We start from the raw sequence: 21195 nt of genomic DNA, 5'->3' as shown, positions 1-21195 counted from the left end.
TTCTGATATGTATTTTTAAAAAATTGCCTTACATGTAAACGCATACACATATTATACTCTATGTTGTATACTTTTTGAATGATTTATTGTAAAATAAATATTGAAAAGAGAATTAAATTATTAGGAGTGTCTGATTTGAGATTTGTAATCACGTTCATTTGGGCATTTTTGCTCACTCAAATGATTAACTTTATCCTAAACAGTTTAAGTGGTGGCGGACAGCTATATCCTGAGATTGGATTATTATTTGCTGTGCTTATTACATTAATCGTATTCTTCTTAGATGTCGTCATGAAGCCTCGCCACAATTACACTGAGGACAAACAGTAATCTATACTTACTAGAAGACTCTATTACGAATAGAGTCTTTTTTTCTATCATTATATAAACGAGGTGACCTGATGAGTTACATATTATCTATCGACCAAGGAACGACGTCAACACGTGCAATCCTCGTCGATAAAAATGGAGATATTAAAGCGACATCGCAAATGGAGTTTAAACAATATTTCCCTAAATCTGGTTGGGTAGAACATAACGCAAACGAAATTTGGAGTTCTGTATTATCTGTTATCGCTCAAGTACTCGGAGATAACAATTTAACAGCCGATATGATAAAAGCAATTGGTATAACAAATCAACGTGAAACGACCGTCGTGTGGAACAAACACACTGGTCTTCCGATTTATAATGCAATTGTTTGGCAATCGAGACAAACTGATGGAATTACTGAAGAGTTAAGAGCAAATGGCTATGAGGAGTTATTTAAAGATAAAACTGGTCTTATATTAGATCCGTATTTTTCAGCGACGAAAGTTCGTTTTATACTCGACAACGTTGAAGGCGCACAAGAAATGGCAGAAAACGGTGATTTACTATTTGGAACGATCGACAGCTGGATTGTGTGGAAATTAACATCTGGAAAAACACATATTACAGATGTCACAAATGCAAGTCGTACGATGTTATTTAACATTCATACGCTCAAGTGGGATGATGAGATTTTAGAAATTCTAAATATTCCTAAGAAAATGTTGCCTGAAGTAAAATCTTCTAGTGAAATTTATGCGTATACGGATACAAATCATTTCTTTGGTGCTTCAATTCCAATCGCAGGAATCGCTGGTGACCAGCAAGCGGCACTATTTGGTCAAACGTGTTTTGAAGAAGGAGAAGCAAAAAATACATATGGTACTGGCTGTTTCCTACTATTAAACACAGGTGAGGAAGTACCCGCTTCAAACTATGGATTAATATCTACTATCGCATATCAATTAAAAGATGAACCTGTTAAATACGCACTGGAAGGATCTATATTTGTCGCAGGGAGTGCCGTTCAGTGGCTAAGAGATGAAATGATGTTTTTTGATGATGCGGCAAAAAGCGAACAACTCGCAACTGAAATTGAAGACACAGACGTCTATGTCGTTCCCGCGTTTACAGGACTCGGTGCGCCATATTGGAACATGCATGCACGCGGGGCGATGTTTGGTATTACTCGTGGCACATCAAGAAAAGACATAATTCGCGCAACGTTAGAATCGCTCGCATACCAAACGTATGACGTTCTAAATGCGATGCGTAAAGATAGTAAGACAGAAATCAAACAGTTAAACGTCGACGGCGGTGCTTCTGCAAATGACTTTTTAATACAGTTCCAGTCGGATTTACTAGAATGTACTGTTGAAAGACCAAAATATTTAGAGTCCACAGCACTCGGAGCAGCATTTTTAGCAGGACTCGCGGTTAACTTCTTTGAATCTAAAGAAGCGTTAAAAGATTTAAAGTCAATTGATCAGGCGTTTCATCCTCAAGAAAATAAAGAAAAAATCAACAAGAAGTACGACGGATGGAAACGCGCGGTTAAAGCGACAGAACTATTTTCAAACTAAAAAAACTCTATTGAGATTTTTCTCAATAGAGTTTTATTTTTATTGTAAGTCAAATGTAAATGTGCCGTCTTTTACGTCGATATCGACGTGCAGACCTTCTTCTAAGTTCGATTCAATCATTTTAATTGCGAGTGGTGTTTCAATTTCACGTTGAATGTAACGTTTTAATGGTCGTGCACCAAACTCTGGTTCGTACGCTTCTTTAACGATATATTTTTTAGCGTCTTGTGATACTGAAATACTCATATGTTGGTCACTTAATCGTACATTTAATTCATCGACTAACTTATCGACGATACCTGTCATATTTTCTTCAGTTAATGGACTAAACATAACGATGTCATCCATACGGTTTACGATTTCTGGTTTAAAGTGCGTTAACACTTCACTCATAACGACTTCTCTCGTTTTATCGTTAATTTCTCCACCTTGAATCATCGTATCGAGTAGATAATGTGATCCTAAGTTCGATGTCATGATGAGAATAGTATTTTTAAAATCAACAGTACGACCTTGAGAATCTGTCAGTCTACCGTCATCCATAATTTGAAGTAAGATGTTAAACACATCTGTATGTGCTTTTTCAACTTCATCTAAAAGAATCACCGAATACGGATGTCTTCTCACTTGCTCAGTTAATTGTCCACCTTCTTCGTATCCAACGTATCCTGGAGGCGCTCCGATTAATCTAGACACTGCGTGTTTTTCCATATACTCACTCATGTCGATACGAATCATGTTGTCTTCACTATCAAACATCGTTTCAGCAAGTGCTTTTGCGAGTTCTGTTTTACCGACACCTGTTGGTCCTAAGAATAGGAAGCTACCAATTGGACGGTTTGGATCTTTAATACCTGCTCTTGCACGAATAACTGCGTTAGATACGAGTTCTACCGCTTCATCTTGACCAACGACACGCTGATGAAGTAATTTCGGTAAATTAAGCAGACGATCTTTCTCTGTTTCAACGAGTTTTGTTACTGGAATTCCTGTCCATTGTGATACGATCATACCGATTTCTTCATCTGTAACAACTTCACGGATAATACGGTCTTTACCGTCTGTTTCGTCATGAAGTTCTGCTTCAAGAGCATTTAACTCTGCTTGAAGTTTCGGAATAATACCGTGCTGAAGTTCAGCAGCACGCTCTAATTGATAGTTGCTTTCTGCTTCCTCTAATTCTTGGCGCGCTTTATCGATTTCTTCACGTTTACGAGATACTCCGCTAATTTGCTCACGTTCACGCTCTACTCTTGCAGTTAGAGATTGTTGTGCTTCTCTCGCATCAGCAAGTTCTTTTTGAAGTTCTTCTAAACGTGCTTTAGATACTGAGTCGTCTTCTTTTAATAATGCTTGTTCTTCGATTTCCATCTGCATAACTTTACGATTGATTTGGTCGAGTTCAGTTGGGTTAGATCCCATTTCTGTACGAATTGTTGCACTCGCCTGGTCGACTAAGTCGATTGCTTTATCTGGTAAAAATCTCTCTGTAATATAGCGGTCTGATAATTCTGCAGCAGCAACTAACGCACGGTCTGTGATTCTCACTCCGTGGTGTACTTCATAGCGTTCTTTCAGTCCACGTAAAATTGAAATTGTGTCGTCGACTGTCGGTTCGCTAACGAGTACTCTTTGGAAACGACGCTCTAATGCTGAATCTTTTTCGATATATTCACGGTACTCATTTAACGTTGTCGCGCCGATCATATGGAGTTCACCACGTGATAACATCGGTTTAAGCATGTTACCAGCGTCCATTGCCCCATCTGTTTTACCTGCGCCAACGAGCATGTGTACTTCGTCGATGAATAATAAAATTCTACCGTCTGCTTCTTTGATTTCTTCTAATACTGCTTTTAAGCGCTCTTCAAATTCACCACGGAATTTTGCTCCTGCAACGAGTGCTGCTAAATCTAATTCAAAAATTGTTTTATCCTTTAGTGAATCTGGTACGTCTCCACGAACGATACGCTGTGCGAGCCCTTCAACGATTGCAGTTTTACCGACACCCGGTTCACCGATTAATACTGGGTTGTTTTTACGTTTTCTACTTAATATACGAATCGTGTTACGGATTTCCTCATCTCTACCGATGACTGGATCCATATTACCTTTACGTACTTCTTCGACAAGGTCACGACCGTATTTTTGTAATACTTCATATTGAATTTCTGGATTTTGAGTCGTCACGTGTTTTCCTCCTCTAATCTTTTTAATGATTTCTTTTACGATTGTATCTTTATTTCCAATTTGTGCTTTTAATGTGTCGTCTACATTTAATGCAGCGAGTAAAAGATGTTCTTGAGAGATATATTCATCGTTCATATCTCCCATTACTTTTTCTGCTTCACTAATTAAGCGACTAAATCCTTGAGACATATATTGCCCATACTGAACGTTGTCTCCTTCTACTTTGTTAAAACTTTTGAGTTTTTCATCATATTGTTTAATCAATTCATCTACATTAATATTTGCGCGTTGTAAAATATCTTTTGCCATTGAATCACTGACTGTAAATAATGCTTTTAATAGAGCAGCGAGTTCGATTGTTTGAATTTTATGTTCAACTGAAATTTGCTGTGCACGTTCGATAATCGACTGCACTTTGAAAGTCATTTTATTGATATCCATTTCCTCACCTCAAGTGTTTGACCAATTTTGACTATACTTATATTATACATCGTTATATTTTAATTTCAAGCGTTTCACTCAAGTTTTTGACCTTTTTTGACTATTTATTTTCGCTTTATTTATATATCACTTTGTACTATAGTTGTAATATTGATTAGGAGGACTTTAAATCATGGATATCGATATAATAGAACTGATTAAATATATATTCTTAGGGATATTACAAGGGTTAACCGAACCAATTCCTGTCTCTTCGAGTGGTCATTTAGTAATGGCGCGTGAACTTTTTGGAATTGAAGCGAGTGGTTTATCGTTTGAAATATTTTTAAACACTGCTTCACTCATTGCGGTGTTGTTCATATATTGGAAAGATATTTTTGAGATTGCTAAAAACTTTTTACGATATGTATTTAAAAAAGATAGAGATTTAGAAGCAACGACGGATTTTAAATATGTTATTTACTTAATTATCGCAACAATTCCTGTTGGAGTTTTAGGGTTTTTACTAAAAGATGTTATTGGAGATAACGTATCGATTGGTTTTGTAGGGTTAATGCTTCTCGTTACAGGGACTGCTTTATGGTTTATTAAAAATAAATCAGGTGTTAAACGTGACGGTGAATTAACTGTTAAAGATTCTATCATCGTCGGTCTCTCACAATGTGTGGCGTTAATTCCAGGAATTAGCCGAAGCGGTGCGACACTCGTCGGTTCGATGGCAGTTGGACTTGAGAAGAAAAACGCATTAAGATTTGTATTCTTACTATATATACCAGTGTCACTTGGTACGGCAATATTATCGATTTCAGATATCGCGACTGATCCGATGCTCGACACACTACTCGTTCCTTACCTTGCATCATTCGTCGTTACAATAATCGCGACGTATATCGGGTTTAAATTACTAGAAGGTGCATTAACGAGTGGTCGCCTCATATATTTCAGTTACTACTGCTTCGCAGCAGGTATATTTGCGATTATGTACCAATTTATCGTGTTATCGTAAACGAGTGATTGCTTAATTTAACGCAAAATGCTTTTGTGTAAACGACCACTCGATTAGTTTGACAATTACGCGATTTGTGTTAATGAAACAGAGGCTCGTTTAACGCAAATCGAATTTAAGTTAAAAGATGAAAAACAATTTTACACAACACGTAATTACGTAAACGACCATGCAATTAATTTTACGCAAATCAAAATTCACGAGGTTTTTCATCTGAAGATAGGTCGGAGATGTGCTGAAGACCCCGTTAGCACATTTAATTTAACGCAATTCGTTTTTCTGTTAACGAGAACTCTATTTCGTTCATGCATTTTACCTATTCGTTAACAAGATGAAGCACGCGTTTACGCAAAATGACTTTATGTAAACATCTTAATCATTTCATGAACAAAAAGAATCTAAACGTCAACGAAAAATAAAAGTCGTTCATGTAAATCTAATTTACGTTAAAATAAAAAACCAGCCGAACTTTTTAAGTTCGACTGGTATTTTTTTATCTTTCTTCTGGTACAAATAATCGCTTTGCGACTGAGTATAAAATAATAACAATTGCTATACATACTGTCGTATTAATTAAGAACGTTGTACCATTTGCAATTAAACTATAAAGCCATGCTGGTTGACCTTCTGGTGCGTAAATCCCCCAGAAAATCCACCCTGCAAAAAAGTGCATCGTGTAACGTAACAGAATCGCTAAAAATGAAAATGCAACAATTGATACTAAGTTTCTATACTTAGATGCCACTCCAGCAACTCCGAGAATACCGAATGCGAGTGGATATTCTAAAATGAACTGCACTGGATGTATGTAGTTCCCTGCCGCGTCTCCTGTTACAATTTGTAAAATCGCCCAGATTAAACCTCCGAGCACCCCTGCGCCGACTCCACGTCTAATCGCAAGAATTAAAATTGGTACCATTGAAAAACTAAAACTGTACGGACCAATTTTAAAAGCAGAATCGATCCAGTCGATTCCCATACTTAATGCAGCTAATATCGCAATCTCCATCATCACGACTAGCTTGTCATTAGATCTTGTCATAAATACACTTCCTAAAAGTTTACTTATGAATCAACCGCGTATCATATTCCTTCGCGAGAATTACCTCAACAGGTTCAAGGGTATAATCTCAGCAATTATGCACCCCTTATGATTCATAGCAATTAATAGTATATTGTAAACACACTTTCCTATCAACTCTCTTTTAGAAATTAAAAAACGCTCAACATATGTTGAGCGCTTAAATGTTATGATACGCCTAAAGCAATCTTCGCATAACGTGACATATTATCTTTTGTCCAAGGTGGATTCCAAACAATTTGAACGTTCACGTTTTTAACTTCCGGTAATTCTAATAATGATTCTTCAACCATTTGTACAATTTCTGGGCCCATCGGGCATCCCATCGACGTGAGTGTCATTTCAACACCCGCATTACCGTCTTCATCTAAAAACACACCGTAAACTAAACCTAAGTTTACAATATCTATACCGAGCTCTGGGTCAATAACGTTTTCTAACGCACCGAGCATGCTTTCTTCCATTGCTTTATCCATATTCTGTCACCTCGCATATATTATCGTATATTCAATATAACAAATATTAAACAACTAGTGAATAATAATGCTATTATTAGAGTAGCCGAAAGGATGATTTTCATGAAACCGTATCTTATTTGTTTAGATTTAGACGGCACGTTACTCACTGATGAAAATACAATCGGAAACTATACAAATCGTGTCGTTCAAGAATTAAAAAGACAAGGACACTACGTCATGATTACTACGGGTCGACCGTATCGTGCGTCAGTTCCTTACTATAAGGAGTTACGATTAAACACACCAATCGTTAACTTTAACGGTGCATTCGTACACCACCCATTAGATTTTGAATTTAAAACATTACAAGAAACATTACCTCAAGATGTCATCGAGGATATCGTCGTACATATCGATAAATACGACATTAAAAACATTGTCGCAGAAGTTCGTGATGATTTATACTTCCAATATCACGACAGCGTCTTAATGGATGAGTTTTATATGGGGAATCCTAAAAAAGTCGCCGGTGACTTACGTGATAATATGCCAGAAGAAGCAACGTCACTTCTCATTAAAACAACTGAAGACCGCATCGATTATATTCGTCACGCATTTGATAATGTGTATGCTGAAACACTTGCACATAGGCAGTGGGCACCACAACTTGCGATCATCGAGATTATCAAAAAAGGCGTCTCAAAAGCGACAGGTATCAAATATGTATTAGACGCTTTAAACTTAGATGAGTCTCGTACAATCGCATTTGGAGATGAAGACAACGATCTTCAAATGATCGAGTACGTCAGTCATGGTGTCGCTATGAAAAACGCAATCGATGAATTAAAAGATATCGCGAAAGACGTCACACCGTATGATAACAACAACGACGGTGTCGGTCGATATTTAAACGATTACTTTAACTTAAATATAGAATATAAGGAGTCATAATATGAAATTATTAGTAGATAGCTGTTCAGACATCAGTTTAGATTTTGCTAAAGAACACCAGTTATTTTTTATACCACTTAAAATCAACGTCGATGGTAAAGAATATCTCGACAAATACGAAATTTCAAGTGAAGAAGTATCAAAAGCAGTCGATGATGGCATTCGTCCACTGACGAGTCAAGCAAACCCAGATGAGTTATATAACTATTTTAACGAAGCTTTAAAAGAAGACTCGACGATTATTTATTTATCGTTTTCAAGTCAATTATCTGGAACGTATCAAAGTGCGAACATCGCGCGCGATATGATTTTAGAAGAGCGTGACGACGTTGATATTACTGTCATCGACTCGTTAAGTGCCAGTTACGGTTATGGACTACTCGTTGAACGCGCTACAAAATATGTAAATGACGGTTTATCTAAAGAAGAAGTTATTAAAAATATCGAAAGAGATAAAGCACACATTCGTCATTTATTTACAGTATCTGATTTAGATTATCTCGCAAAAGGTGGTCGTCTCTCTAAAGGGCAAGCATTTTTAGGTAGCCTTTTAAACATTCGCCCTCTTCTCCATGTAGAAGACGGAAAACTCGTACCGATTGAAAAGTATCGCGGAGTGAAACGCGTTTTAAAACGTATGGTTGAACTTATGAAAGAAGAAGGTGCAGCTACTGAAGTACACATTACTCATGCTGACAACTTAAAAGATGCAGAAGCGTTAAGAAATTTAATTTTAAAAGAGACGGATTTAACGAACGTTCAAATTTCTAGTATCGGTCCAACGATTATCTCACATACTGGGAACGGAACAATTGCACTATTTTACTTTACTGAAGGAGTGTAATATATGAAACTTGTCATAATCGGTGGATTATCAGGTGGAATGACGGTGGCAAGTCAATTTAGACGACTCGATACAACGAGCGAAATCGTTGTATATGATAAAAATCCATTTGTAAGTTTCGCAAACTGCGGCTTACCGTATTATTTATCCCGTGAAGTGAGCGAGAGATCTGATTTAATCGCGCGTACTCCTGAACAATTAAAAAATCAAGGCATCGATGTGCATACTGAACATGAAGTCATTTCAGTAAACGATAAGGAAAATTATGTTACAGTTAAAAATTTAAAAACAGGAGAAACATTTGACGATCCATACGACAAATTAATAGTATCTCCTGGCGCACGAGCGAATGAAATAGACGCAGTAAAACACGCGCCCCAATCATTTGTACTCCAGCACTTACATCATTTAGATCTTATCGAACAATATATTACTGAACATGATGTCAAACATGCGGTTGTAATCGGTACAGGATTTGTTGGTCTCGAAGTGTCTGAACAGTTATGTAAACGTGGCCTTGGAGTAACAATCCTCCAACATAACGATAGAGTATACCGCACAATTGAAGAAGAGTTTAGCGAACCGATTAAAGAAGAGATGGATAAAAACGGGATTCGATTAGTGCTAAACAGTGCACCTGTAAAGTTAGATGGAACAAAGTTAACATTAAATAGCGGTGAAGTCATCGATGCAGAACTCATCATTCAGGCAATTGGTATTACACCACGCACAGACTTTTTAAAATCGTCTAACGTCGTCATGAATGACGGCTATATACCAGTCGATGAATATGGATTAACAAACATCGATAATATTTACGCTATTGGTGACGCAATAGAAACGCATTATCAGCACGTACCACATAAAAAAGTATCTGTGGCGCTCGCTTGGCCAGCACATCGACTCGCGTACATTATCGCAAATCACCTTGCTGAAAACGATCAGTACAAACACGACGGATTACTTTCGGTATCTATTTTAAGATATTTCGATGTTGCTGTTGGTAAAATGGGATTATCATTAAAAGACTTAGAAGACGAAGACTACATCATCGTTGAGCAAACACAAAACAATAAAGCAGGATATATGCCAGGTGCAAAACCTTTATCTTTAAAAATTTACGTCGACAAAAACACACGTAAAATTTTAAGAGCATCCGGTATAGGCGAAGAAGGACTAGACAAACGTTTAGATATACTCTCAACACTCACACGTTTCGGTGGGACTGTTGATGATCTAATTAACATTGAGGTTGCATATGCACCTCCATTTAGTAGTCCAAAAGATATCGTCAATATGCTCGGATATAAAGCAATCGGGAAGCTATAATAGCTTCCCGATTATTTTATGCATTCTCTTTTCTTTTACTACGTTTTGCAACGATGAATATAAACATCGCAAATCCACCAAATATTAATAGACTTGAAATTAAGTACCAATGGTTTAGACCAGGTGATTCAATGACTGCAAATAATTCTGTTAACTCTCTGTCAATGACAGGGTATAATGAATTTCCGTGCGGTTGCACACGCTCACCAAGTAGTAACCCACTCAGTTCTTTTCCATCTTTTACATATTCATTAGTAATCTCTAATTTTTGCGTCTCACTCGTGTTGTTAATTTCTAATATAAAATCAACGTCGTCTGTTTTAAATAACACAGTATATAGACCGTGATCATTTACAATCGTTTCAGTATCACGATTAAATAAATTAGGATGTTTAGTAAATACTTCAGCAGTTGTTTTCATAAACTCATGAACTTCTTTATCTGTCCATAAATTCATTTGTGGATGAATCGTTTCAAAATTATCCCCGTTTTGTGCAATTTCAGTTCCGTAAGTTACAAACACTGGTCCATCATGCGCGATTAAATACGGATATAACATTTTTACACGAGTCCCAGGGAAGAGATTGTTTTTAACTGAATATGACGTAAAACGTTCACTAAAGAAGTGATCCGCCATTAAAATTTCTTCGCTATTCGTATACTCAGGAATATCTTTATCGAGTCCACCGAATGCTTCTGCAATACTTTTTCGTTTAGAATCGTAAGCAGTGTAATCAAAGTTAGTAGCATCGACATTTTCACTTAAGACGACCGCATACGTTTTAATATCGTCTGGTAAAACTTCCGTTCTATCGACATTTTGTACGATGTACATACTGACACCATCAATATCAAATTTATTGACGAATTCAGTCATCAATTCTTTGTATTTTTGACGATTTTCTTCATTGTTAAAATCAATAAATTGACGGTCGATTAGATCGATATACTCTTCCATAATCGGTGTCATTTGTGGGTTCTCTAAAGCAGTAAACTCATCCGTCGCTGTCGTTGGAAGATCTACGATCACTTTTAAATTTTTATCATGTGCTTTACTTATAAAGTCTTTAAACTTCTCTTCTCCACCGAAACGTTCAGCTATTTTTGTGTAGTCCGTGACACTATACCCGAGGATGTCAGAATCGTCCATTTCAAATACTGGACTTAATTGAATCGTGTCAAACCCCATCTCTTTTATGTAGTCTAACTGATTCAGAATACCTTCTAAGTCTCCACCGTACGGTAAGTAATAATCACTATTTTGGTTATCAAACGAATCATTATCTTCATTTTTATTTAAAAATCTATCGATTACAATTGTATATACACGTGACGTATCGTCAGACTCTGCATAGACGTCACTTATATGTATAGATGAAAACATTAAGATAAATAACGTGACATATAAAAACTTCTTCAATCTACGTCCACCTTTCAATTATGTACTTTCAATTATACTGGATTTTAATTTTTTATGTATAGAAAAATAGTAAGTTCACTGATTCTACATAAAAAAACTGCAGATTGCTCTGCAGTTTTAATATTATAAAACACCTAGTGGTAAGTAAGAACCAAGTAGAACTGTAACGATAATTACGACAATCGCGATGATTAAAAGCATTTGTACGTTCGTTTCTTTTTTCTCACGAACGAGCGTCATTTCCATTAGAGCAATCGCTCCAAGTCCGAGTAATGCTTTTAGACCATACATCATATGACCGTTGCTTACGTTACCAATGATACTTAAGTTTTGAATGAAAATCATTACACCACTAAATAGTACGATAATGTAAAACAGTCTTAGTGTCATGTGTAAAATAAACGCTCTACGATTTTCAGATGTAGGATTTCCTTTGTATGAAAAATACGTAATTAGAAATAATACAAAAGCGAGCGCAATTGCTGTTAAGTGTAAATGTAACATCATGTGTCTCCTTTATTTAATATAAGTTGTTAATGTACCAATTCCATTAATTGATACGCGAACCGCATCGCCTGACTCTAAGAAATCAGGGTGCTCCATTCCTGCAGCTACACCTTCTGGAGTTCCTGTAGCGATAATATCTCCAGGTAACAGTTTCACGTACTTAGAAACTTCTGCAATAATATCTTCAACAGACAGAATCATATCACGCGTATTACCGTCTTGACGAATCTCATCGTTCACTTTTGTAACGATCGATACGTTATTTAAGTTCGGTAATTCATCTTTAGTCACGATATATGGACCAACTGGTGCTGCTAAACTTTTCCCTAAGAAAAATTGTTTGAATGATTTTTGTAAATCACGTGCTGTGATGTCGTTTACAATCGTATAACCGTACACGTAATCTAGGGCTAAGTGTGGTTGAACGTTATGCGCTTCTTTACCGATTACAATACCAAGTTCACCTTCATAATCTAACTCTTCAGTGACGTCACTAAATGAGTCGATTGTACCTTCATCACCAACTAAGCTTGAATTTGCTTTAGTAAACACAGTCAGTGATACTTCATTATTTAACTCATCTGCATGTTTTTTATAGTTACGACCAAAACAAATCAGGTTGTTTGGAGGTGCAACTGGTGGTAAAAATTCGATTTCGTTAAACGGTGCTTTGTATAAATGGTTATTATCGTCCGCTTCAGCTTTTTCAACTAAAGTACGAACGATTTCTTGGAAATCTAACGTATTATACGTCGTAATTCCTTCTAGTAAAGTTTTTGGATAATCTTTTTCTTCTCCAAATTGTTCAAATAGTTTTGGTAAGTTCCAAGCACTATCTTCTCTTTTCACTTTCACTCCGTAAGTCGGATTGCCTTTATAAGTAAATGATAAAAATTTCATGAGACGACTCCTTTATCCCTTTTAATTAGTATAACAAAACATCGCTTTAATATCTTTAAAATTAACTAACGATTACTTTTAAAAATTTCTAAAAGTGTAATATTGAATTTATTTAATATAAGCAGGATCGCATATAATACGATGAGTATTATAAATATAATTAAAACGAGCGTTGCTACTGTGACTTCTCCGTAATAATTAAATCCTATCCCGTAAAAAATTATACTCATTAAAAAGTTAAATACGATAAATAATAACAACACGTATTTCCCAGGAATTTCAAACAGTAGTGTCGCTAATTTTGGTGCTTGCTCGACCAGTAATATTATCGTTAAGAATAATGCAAATCCGAGCATCATACCCCCGATATTTTCGCCGATTAGTTTTCCACTTCTACTGCCTAAACTTAACACTTCGATCATTTTTATAAGAAGTGCACTCGTTAATACAACAAGTGTTAAAATATACCCTTTTGTTTTAAAGTACGTCTCGATATCGATACGTTCTAATATACTACCGATAAAAGTGAATGGTAGTGAGACGAACATAAACAGACTAAAGAAATCCATTGCACGGATGGAAGATACGTTTAATTCAATCATCGAAATGATATCTTTTTCACGGTATACTCCAAGATAATTATTCAGTTGTTGGATGCTTGAGTATATAATATCGTTCGTTGAAACGGACGTTAACGCTGGTATAATTGTCCAAACGACTAAATATAAAACTAATAATATAACAGCTGTAATTAAGCTTATTATTAATGAATTTTCTCTAAAAAATAAAACGACCATACCACTTAATGGGATGACAAATAATATAATAAAACCATTAAATAATACACTACATCCAAGTAATACTAAAAATACAAGAGATAACCGTTTTAAGACAGTTACCTTATCATATTCTTGCCTTGAAATGATTAACCCCGTCACAAGAGACAGAAGTGGTATCATTACCCCACTAAATATTAAATGGTAGAGCTGAAAAGATCTCAGCTCTCTACCATATAAATACTCGTAAGGATTTACGTAAATAATCGGAAGTAAATAATAAATCCCGACGGCAAACATTGTAAAAATAATTGTAAAACCAATGAGTGCATTATCCTTTTTGACAGTCATAGACATTTAACACTCCATAATTGAAATAATATAAGTACACATCTACTTGTGCGTTTAATGCGTGTTCAATTGAACGTCTATAAATATCCATCTGAATACTGTATCGCTCAATTAAATCTGCTTCTGATTCATTTGTAACTCGATCCGTTTTGTAGTCAATAATAATATAACGATCATCATGTTTCACTAAGCAGTCTACAATACCTTGTACCATCTTACCATTTACATCACTAATATCGATCGTTTTTTGACTCATTATAAATGGTAATTCTGTATAGTTTTGTAGAGACTCTTTAAATATAGTTTGTATCGTTTTATCTTCAACAAATCGTAATCCATACTCCGTCATGCGTGCTCTATTCTCTTCAGTTACATATTCTAAATCTTTTGTGTAGTTATGAACGATTGCACGCACTAAACTTTCTTTATTGTCACTTTGAATAATCGAGTCTATTCGATGAACGATTTGTACCATCACTTCATGCATAATCGTCCCAAAAATCGGTGCGTCTTTTGTGTCATCTAAAAATGCAGGCTTTCTAAGTCGAACTTCTTTTTTGTAAATGTCCGTTCTTAACTCTGCGGTTTCATCGATCGTTTCGTTTCTGCGTTTAATTTCAGTGACAGAGTCTTTGACACTCTCTAAATAGTCGTCTCCACCTTTATATTGATAATTGAGTCGTTCAATAATTTCTGGTGAAGGATACACACTATCCGTTAAATCAAATAAGTCATCAAGCGATAGACGTTCTGTCACTTCAGCAGTCTCTTCTCCATTATCGTAATACATAGATGTCTTAAAGTATGGATTATCTTTATTTGCAAATAAAATTGGAGTGAGTAATGTTCTGTAATCACTAGCGTTTAACCTGAATTCTTTTGGTAGTGGTACGTTCGGTTCTATTGAATCGACGTCAATGTCTTTAATTTCAAACACGTCTAAAAACAATGCGTTTTCTTCTTGATACGATTCGAACTTATCTAACGGTTCGTCTTTTAATAACGGGATGTATAAACATTCTTCTGCTCGTGTTAATGCAACATATAATAAGCGAAGTCTTTCTGAAATATCTTCTTTATGAAGCATATCTTTCATATATTCATAATGTAAGTTAGACTGTATAAGTTTATGTGTCGCGTCATAAGTTTTCATCGACACACCATACATTGGGTGAACGAGTATCGAATCATTTAAATCACGACTTCTTAAACTGCGCTGATTATTCACTAAAAAGACGTGTTTAAATTCTAATCCTTTAGATGAGTGAATCGTCATCACTCGAACGACATCTTCTTCCTCACTCACGACTTGCTCCTCTCCAAAATCAACATTACGATCAGATAAGTACTGAATATAGTTTATAAACTCATACAGTGAATGGTGGTTTCTTTTCATAAATTCCATACTGTAAATCATTAATCCGTTTAAATTTGCCTTACGTGTATCGCCGCTCGGAAGTCCCGCAAAGAATTCTATAATATCGTACCTGTCGTACATATATTTTAATAGTGATGTGACTGAACGATATTTCGCTTCTTCTTGTAACAACTGTAATTCTGATAAAAGAAACTCAATTTTTTCTTTTGTTTCATCGTCTACATCATAATTTTTTAAAGACTCATAGAAATATCCACCTTTATTTTCATCGTTAACTCGTATTTTAGCGATATCTGTATTTGTAAAGTTAAAGAAAGGCATACGACACAGACCAACTAAATGATCGTCTTGAAGCGGGTTATCAATCACTGAAATAAAGTTCACCATCGTGCGTATTTCAAGCGTGTCAAAATACCCCGTATTATTTCCGTATACTAACGGTATGTTATATTCTTTAAATTTACTATGATACGTATCGATGGCTTGTCGTGCTGGCGTTAAAATTACGATATCTTTATAGTCGACGTTTTGTTCGCGTAACTCCAAAATTTTCTTGATGACGTAATTGATTTCTGCTTCTTCTTTAGACAGTGCACCTTTTAAATATACGATGCCTTCAATTTCCGTTTGTACTGGCGTTTTATTTTTCTCAAGACCAACGTGTAACGCTTCGTTATCCGTATAGTCGATTTCACCGACCTCTCGGTCCATGAGATGCTTAAAGATAAAGTTCGTCGTTTCTAACACGCCGATATTCGAACGGAAGTTTTTATTTAGCGTAATTAACGTACCAGAATCTTCTTGTTGGAACGCATCCATCTTTTCTAAAAAGAGTTTAGGTTCTGCTTGACGGAATCTGTAAATCGATTGTTTAACGTCTCCAACCATAAATAAGTTTCCGTCATGCGCATCACCAGATTTTAAACGCATAATAATCGATTCTTGTACTCTGTTTGTATCTTGGTACTCATCAATCATCACTTCTTTAAACTTATTCTGATACAGTTTACTAATCTCTCCATCGTTACAAGATAGAATATTAATCGCATAGTGTTCGTAATCGTTAAAGTCCATCGTGTTCGATTCACGTTTACGTTTACCATACGCTTCAATTAATTCCACTCCGAGCTGTATAAAAGTATTCCGTACACCGTTCATATTTGCCATTTCTTCTAAAAATGACTCTAACGTCATAACGCTTAACCCTATGACAGCTTTTCGCTTTTCACTCGTTTGATCAATCAGTTGACTAATATAGTTTTTATCCGCTTCATCTTCAATACTCTTATATACTTTAGTATTCCTAGTGATCATTTTAGTATCAATTTCTGTTGAAGATGCGGTGTTATTTCTAACTTTTAAATGGATTGCTTTAAACTCATCAGCGAGGTCTTGTAATTTTTTAATTTGTTTATCGTTATAATCTAAGTCCACATGTACTGAAAACAAACCTTCTAGCAGCTGGTCTACCGCTTCAAGTGCTTCGTCTATTATCTTTAAGTTTTTCTCTTTATAGCGGTCGTAAATTTCCGTTAACTTTTCGACATCTAACCACTCGTCCATTAACCCTTCTAAAAACGAGAGTGGATGTTCTGTCGCAATCGCCTCGCTATACAACTTTAATACTGCTCTTTTTAAATAATCATTTTGTTTATCTGTAGATAAAAACTCCTCAAGCATTACGAAATTTTCATTGTTTTCTTGATAATGTGATTCAAGAATTTGATCTAATACATCATTTTTTAACGTCGTTGTTTCTTCGTTAGATAACGTGCGCATGTCTGGAGAAATACCGATCGTATTGTAATGATTTTGAATTAAAAACTGACAAAAACTATGGAGCGTACTAATATGTGCATCATTGACTTTTAATATTTGACTTTCTAAACGTTTCTTTTCGCTATCGTTTGTCGAGTTTTTTAAGCGATCAATTAATGCTTCTTCGAGCTTTGATTTCATATCTTTCGCACTCGCGTTTGTAAAAGTAGATACGAAGATTTCATCGATAGAATAAGTATCGTTTAGTATATTCGTAATAATACGCTCGACGAGGACAGCTGTTTTACCACTTCCTGCAGCTGCTGAAACTAATACGTCGCTGCCTCTTGTATCAATCGCACGTTGCTGATCTTTTGTAAATTGTTTACTCAACTGCCTCGCCTCCTCGCTTAATTTTCTCTACTACTTCAGTTACTTCTTGCGCATCTTTATCTATAAAATCACGTTGGTTCATCATATAGTCGATGTTACATGCAGATTTAAATTTACAGTAACGACACGGAGAGAGCACGCCATTTTCTAAAATCGGATTGATTTTAACATTCCCGTCGTATATGTCATCAACCGCATGTTTCACTTTCTCAACTGCATAGTCCTTAAAACGTTCATACATATCAATGGATAAGAATCGTGATTCTGATTGGCCACTTACCTTACCTTTTGATTTAAACCCTTTATAATAACCTCTAGGATCAGCTTCCGCTTTTAAAAGTGGTGATAGACTATCAAGAGTCGATGCTTCTAAATAATCCACGTCGTTTTCATTAACAACTATTAACCCTTTTGGTTTTAACTGATCTTCTTTTAGTTCTTTTAACATCTCTTCATACTTTTCAGGTGTTTTCGCAGTCAATAATTTATTTTGCGTTTGATTGTTAGCACTCGTTTTTGTAGTTACGACTGGATAGAACATCATCGTTAACGGCAGTACATTTTCTCCGAATTTATCAGCATTTGACTCAATAATATTCATATAAATAAATTGTTGAAGTTCTGTTCCGAGATATACGTCTTTTAAATCGAGATCTTTAGTTTTACTTGATTTATAATCGATTAAAGAGATATAAGTACCATCTTCACGTACATTTGTATCAATTCGGTCGATAACTCCTCGTAGATTTACTATGTTTTTCTTTTCAGTCTCGAGTTGATACGCACCAAACAAATCGCTTTCGTGACCGAATTTTTCTTCTAAATATTGAATGTTAAAATTCGATGCCTCTAAATAACGTTGTAAGTTAATCACGACATCTGTGATTGTCTCAATACTTTTTAGTTTTAATATTCTATAGTATCCCGTATGTTCAAATATACCGTGAGAAATATTTTTAACTGCAGTATTCACAGACTCTGTTACTGCTTTGTTAATATCAGATGGTGTTTTTTCACGAAGTTCATAGTTAAAATGATTTTTCAACACATCTTCTATAACTGAGTGGTATAAGTTACCGAGGTCTACCGCTTCAAGTTTAAATTCTTCACGCTTATCGATTTTTAAACCATAGTCCATAAAGTGTTGGAACTGACAGTTATAAAAGCTTTGAAACCTCGATACAGACCCACTTAAAACATCACCGTATAATTCTGTCGCGACTGATGTATTGATTTTTTCACTTTCGTTTTTATACGATAACTGTCTCACTAACTGATTAAATATGTCTTTATGATTAACGTCATTTTTAAGCGCTTGAAGTGCTTCTAAAAACACTTTATCCTTAACACCTTTTGTCAATGTATCTTTATATTGTTTCGGTGTATTTAATATATTTCTTAAATGCTCAAGGAGTAAATCACGCATACTATTGATGCTGGAGATATTATATTCCACATCTCGAGTACCATATAAAGACGGATTGATAACCGGCATGTTTGAAGCGTTTTTTAACTCCTCAACAAACGGGCTAATTTTTGTCGGTTCATTTTTTAAATTACTCACCGCATAGCTAATGAATAGTCCATCCGTTGGACGCGTCACACCATGATAAAATACAAAGCGCTCATCTTGACGAAGTACTTCATCTCTAGGAGAGATTTGAATGTCGTTCGATTCAAACGCTTCTTTTTCTTCGTCTGTGATAATATCGTTTTGACTCATATCCATCGGCATAACGTTATTGTTCATACCAATCATAAATATATATTTTTTATTTTCAACTTTCGCAAGGTCCAGTAATCCAACAGTGACTTCATCGAGCGTTGCTGGTAATAAGTTAAATTCCGCTTCAAGTAGACCTTCCATTAAGTTATCGACAAAGATGTTAAACTCAACCGTTTCTTCTCCATATACGATATTCGCGTCATCTAGAAGACCGATAAAGTGATTGTATGCATCTTCAGTTTCGTTTTGACGATTTTTGTTATCAATATCATCGATATGTCGTTCAAGTCGCTCTAATACACCATTTTCTTCTAAAAAGCGATATATAGTACGGATGTAATCAATCGCTTTTGCACCGTCGTTCAATTTAGTGTAAAAATTTTCTAATGCGCCGAGCACTCTGTTTTTATAGTCGAGCATCGCTTTGATTTTTAGTTCATCATCTTCAGTGAGTTTTAATTCTTTACCGTCGTCTCGTGTTTCTAGAAAGCGTCTAAATAAATCATCATTAAATAATCCGGATTTATAATCGATTCCAGATTCTAATATGACGTTTTCAAAAAAGTATAATGCATCGTCGTCATTTTTATAATTTAAATAACCACTTTTCATAATGTTAATGATCGATTCACGCTTAAAATTTTGACGATAGGCGTTAAATACACTCATCATAAATTGTATAAATGGATGCTGCACCATTTTATACTTTTGATCGACTGAATATGCGATATCGAATTTCTCAAAGTAATATCGTAGTACTTCAATATAACTACTATCTCGATATAAAATACCGATATCTTTATATCGAACATTTTTTGTACGGACGAGCGTTTCGATTTGTCGCATCACTTCTTCGACTTCGACTCTCATATTTGGTGCTTTTATAAGTTTAACGCCGTCATTACTATTTATCGGTGTACCTTTACGTAGAAAACGTTCAACTTCATATAACCCCTCACTGTTTGCACGATAGTTTTCATGAGAAAATTCGATGACTTTAACTCCATCGCCACCAAACAATTCCTCTCTTTTTAAACTATCGATGACGTTTTCTGTCTTTCTAAAGAGCTCTAAATTATCCCCGCTATGCATCAGTAAAAGTGTAATGTCATCAGTAAATCGAGTGAGCGTCTTAATAAGTTGAAGTTCTAGTTCTGTAAAGTTATGGAATCCATCGATATAAATCGTCGCATGATTTAAACTTTCAACTTCATTCACATCAATTGTCTGTAGTACTTCTAAAAAATGTGGCATTAAGTTAATGTTTTCAATTGAATAGTCTTCAATCGTATCGATCCATGTACGATACACTTTTACGAGGTCTTCATACTTCTCTTTCGTTCTGTTGTCTTTAAATGTTAAGCTCTCAATATCATCAGCACTAATATCATAGTTTATAAACTCTTGTATCGTCTTTAAAAGCTTTTGCGAGAATTTTATATATTGCCTTGAATCTTTATAGTACTTTAACGTGTCGGGTTCAAACTGCTCAAGGATTTTATGTATAAGCATAATATGTCCGACTTCACTAATACGATTTTTTTCTCGATGTCCAATTTCATTAAAAACATGCCAAATAAAACGAGAGAAGCTTAAGACTGTCGTTCTTAAACTTCCTTTGTACGTTTTATCTTCATCTGTCGTTAATATTTCTTCATACGTTAAAGTGTTTTGCGTTGGTGTTATGATATAAATTCGATGTCCAAGTGGATCATTATCCGTTTTCTCATTAATTTGTCTAAACATCTCTTTAGATTTACCGGCACCACTTATACCTGTCCATACTTTAATCAT

Annotated in this window: 15 protein-coding genes and 1 riboswitch; of the genes, 6 read left to right on the top strand and 9 right to left on the bottom strand. The window is 35.4% G+C overall.

Features of this window, described 5'->3' with window-relative positions; genetic code table 11:
- The first annotated feature begins 126 nt into the window (after positions 1-126).
- Positions 127-330: a DUF2929 family protein gene (locus tag HMPREF3029_RS02160; RefSeq protein ID WP_246830692.1), complete on the top strand. Its 204-nt coding sequence runs from the start codon at positions 127-129 to the stop codon at positions 328-330.
- Positions 331-398: 68 nt separating this feature from the next.
- A complete protein-coding gene (glpK, locus tag HMPREF3029_RS02155) occupies positions 399-1892 on the top strand; it encodes a glycerol kinase GlpK (protein WP_144265388.1) in 1494 nt (497 codons plus the stop codon).
- 39 nt (positions 1893-1931) lie between these two features.
- On the opposite strand, the gene clpB is transcribed toward glpK, so the two are convergent.
- Positions 1932-4523 (bottom strand): ATP-dependent chaperone ClpB, encoded by a 2592-nt coding sequence (gene clpB, locus HMPREF3029_RS02150; RefSeq protein WP_070709476.1) that lies wholly within the window; start codon positions 4521-4523, stop codon positions 1932-1934.
- 172 nt (positions 4524-4695) lie between these two features.
- Here clpB and HMPREF3029_RS02145 point away from each other — a divergent pair, with 172 nt between their 5' ends.
- Positions 4696-5529 carry an undecaprenyl-diphosphate phosphatase gene (locus HMPREF3029_RS02145; protein ID WP_070709473.1) on the top strand — a complete coding sequence of 278 codons (834 nt, stop codon included), beginning with the start codon at positions 4696-4698 and terminating at the stop codon, positions 5527-5529.
- A 493-nt stretch (positions 5530-6022) separates the two neighbouring features.
- Here HMPREF3029_RS02145 and thiT read toward each other — a convergent pair whose 3' ends face one another.
- A complete protein-coding gene (gene thiT, locus HMPREF3029_RS02140) occupies positions 6023-6571 on the bottom strand; it encodes an energy-coupled thiamine transporter ThiT (protein ID WP_070457429.1) in 549 nt (182 codons plus the stop codon).
- A gap of 29 nt (positions 6572-6600) precedes the next feature.
- Positions 6601-6688: riboswitch (TPP riboswitch) on the bottom strand.
- Between the two features lie 89 nt (positions 6689-6777).
- Positions 6778-7086 carry a metal-sulfur cluster assembly factor gene (locus HMPREF3029_RS02135; RefSeq protein WP_040929346.1) on the bottom strand — a complete coding sequence of 103 codons (309 nt, stop codon included), beginning with the start codon at positions 7084-7086 and terminating at the stop codon, positions 6778-6780.
- A 102-nt stretch (positions 7087-7188) separates the two neighbouring features.
- Between HMPREF3029_RS02135 and HMPREF3029_RS02130 the strand changes: the two genes are divergently transcribed.
- From HMPREF3029_RS02130 to HMPREF3029_RS02120, 3 genes are read left to right on the top strand one after another with little or no spacing between them, the layout of a single operon-like run.
- Positions 7189-8019 carry a Cof-type HAD-IIB family hydrolase gene (locus HMPREF3029_RS02130; RefSeq protein WP_070709472.1) on the top strand — a complete coding sequence of 277 codons (831 nt, stop codon included), beginning with the start codon at positions 7189-7191 and terminating at the stop codon, positions 8017-8019.
- A 1-nt stretch (position 8020) separates the two neighbouring features.
- Positions 8021-8863, top strand: a complete 843-nt coding sequence (locus HMPREF3029_RS02125) for a DegV family protein (protein ID WP_070709470.1) — start codon at positions 8021-8023, stop codon at positions 8861-8863.
- A gap of 3 nt (positions 8864-8866) precedes the next feature.
- On the top strand, positions 8867-10192 hold the full coding sequence (locus HMPREF3029_RS02120; RefSeq protein WP_070709468.1) for a CoA-disulfide reductase: 1326 nt from the start codon (positions 8867-8869) through the stop codon (positions 10190-10192).
- 16 nt (positions 10193-10208) lie between these two features.
- On the opposite strand, the gene HMPREF3029_RS02115 is transcribed toward HMPREF3029_RS02120, so the two are convergent.
- From HMPREF3029_RS02115 to HMPREF3029_RS02090, 6 genes are all read right to left on the bottom strand, one after another.
- A complete protein-coding gene (locus HMPREF3029_RS02115) occupies positions 10209-11612 on the bottom strand; it encodes an alpha-amylase family glycosyl hydrolase (protein ID WP_070709466.1) in 1404 nt (467 codons plus the stop codon).
- Between the two features lie 123 nt (positions 11613-11735).
- Entirely contained in the window at positions 11736-12116 is a 381-nt protein-coding gene (locus HMPREF3029_RS02110; protein WP_068127794.1) for a YisL family protein, read from the bottom strand.
- 12 nt (positions 12117-12128) lie between these two features.
- Positions 12129-13019, bottom strand: coding sequence for a fumarylacetoacetate hydrolase family protein (locus HMPREF3029_RS02105; RefSeq protein WP_068127791.1), 891 nt, complete (start codon positions 13017-13019; stop codon positions 12129-12131).
- Between the two features lie 65 nt (positions 13020-13084).
- Positions 13085-14152: a DUF418 domain-containing protein gene (locus HMPREF3029_RS02100; protein WP_070709464.1), complete on the bottom strand. Its 1068-nt coding sequence runs from the start codon at positions 14150-14152 to the stop codon at positions 13085-13087.
- Positions 14127-17675, bottom strand: coding sequence for a helicase-exonuclease AddAB subunit AddA (gene addA, locus HMPREF3029_RS02095; protein ID WP_070709462.1), 3549 nt, complete (start codon positions 17673-17675; stop codon positions 14127-14129). Before addA ends, HMPREF3029_RS02100 begins: the two co-directional genes overlap by 26 nt.
- A complete protein-coding gene (locus HMPREF3029_RS02090) occupies positions 17668-21195 on the bottom strand; it encodes a PD-(D/E)XK nuclease family protein (protein ID WP_070709460.1) in 3528 nt (1175 codons plus the stop codon). Before HMPREF3029_RS02090 ends, addA begins: the two co-directional genes overlap by 8 nt.

This window comes from Nosocomiicoccus sp. HMSC059G07 (assembly GCF_001815515.1).
GTDB classification, from domain to species: Bacteria; Bacillota; Bacilli; order Staphylococcales; family Salinicoccaceae; genus Nosocomiicoccus; species Nosocomiicoccus ampullae_A.
This window is presented reverse-complemented; position numbering and strand designations above follow the sequence as displayed.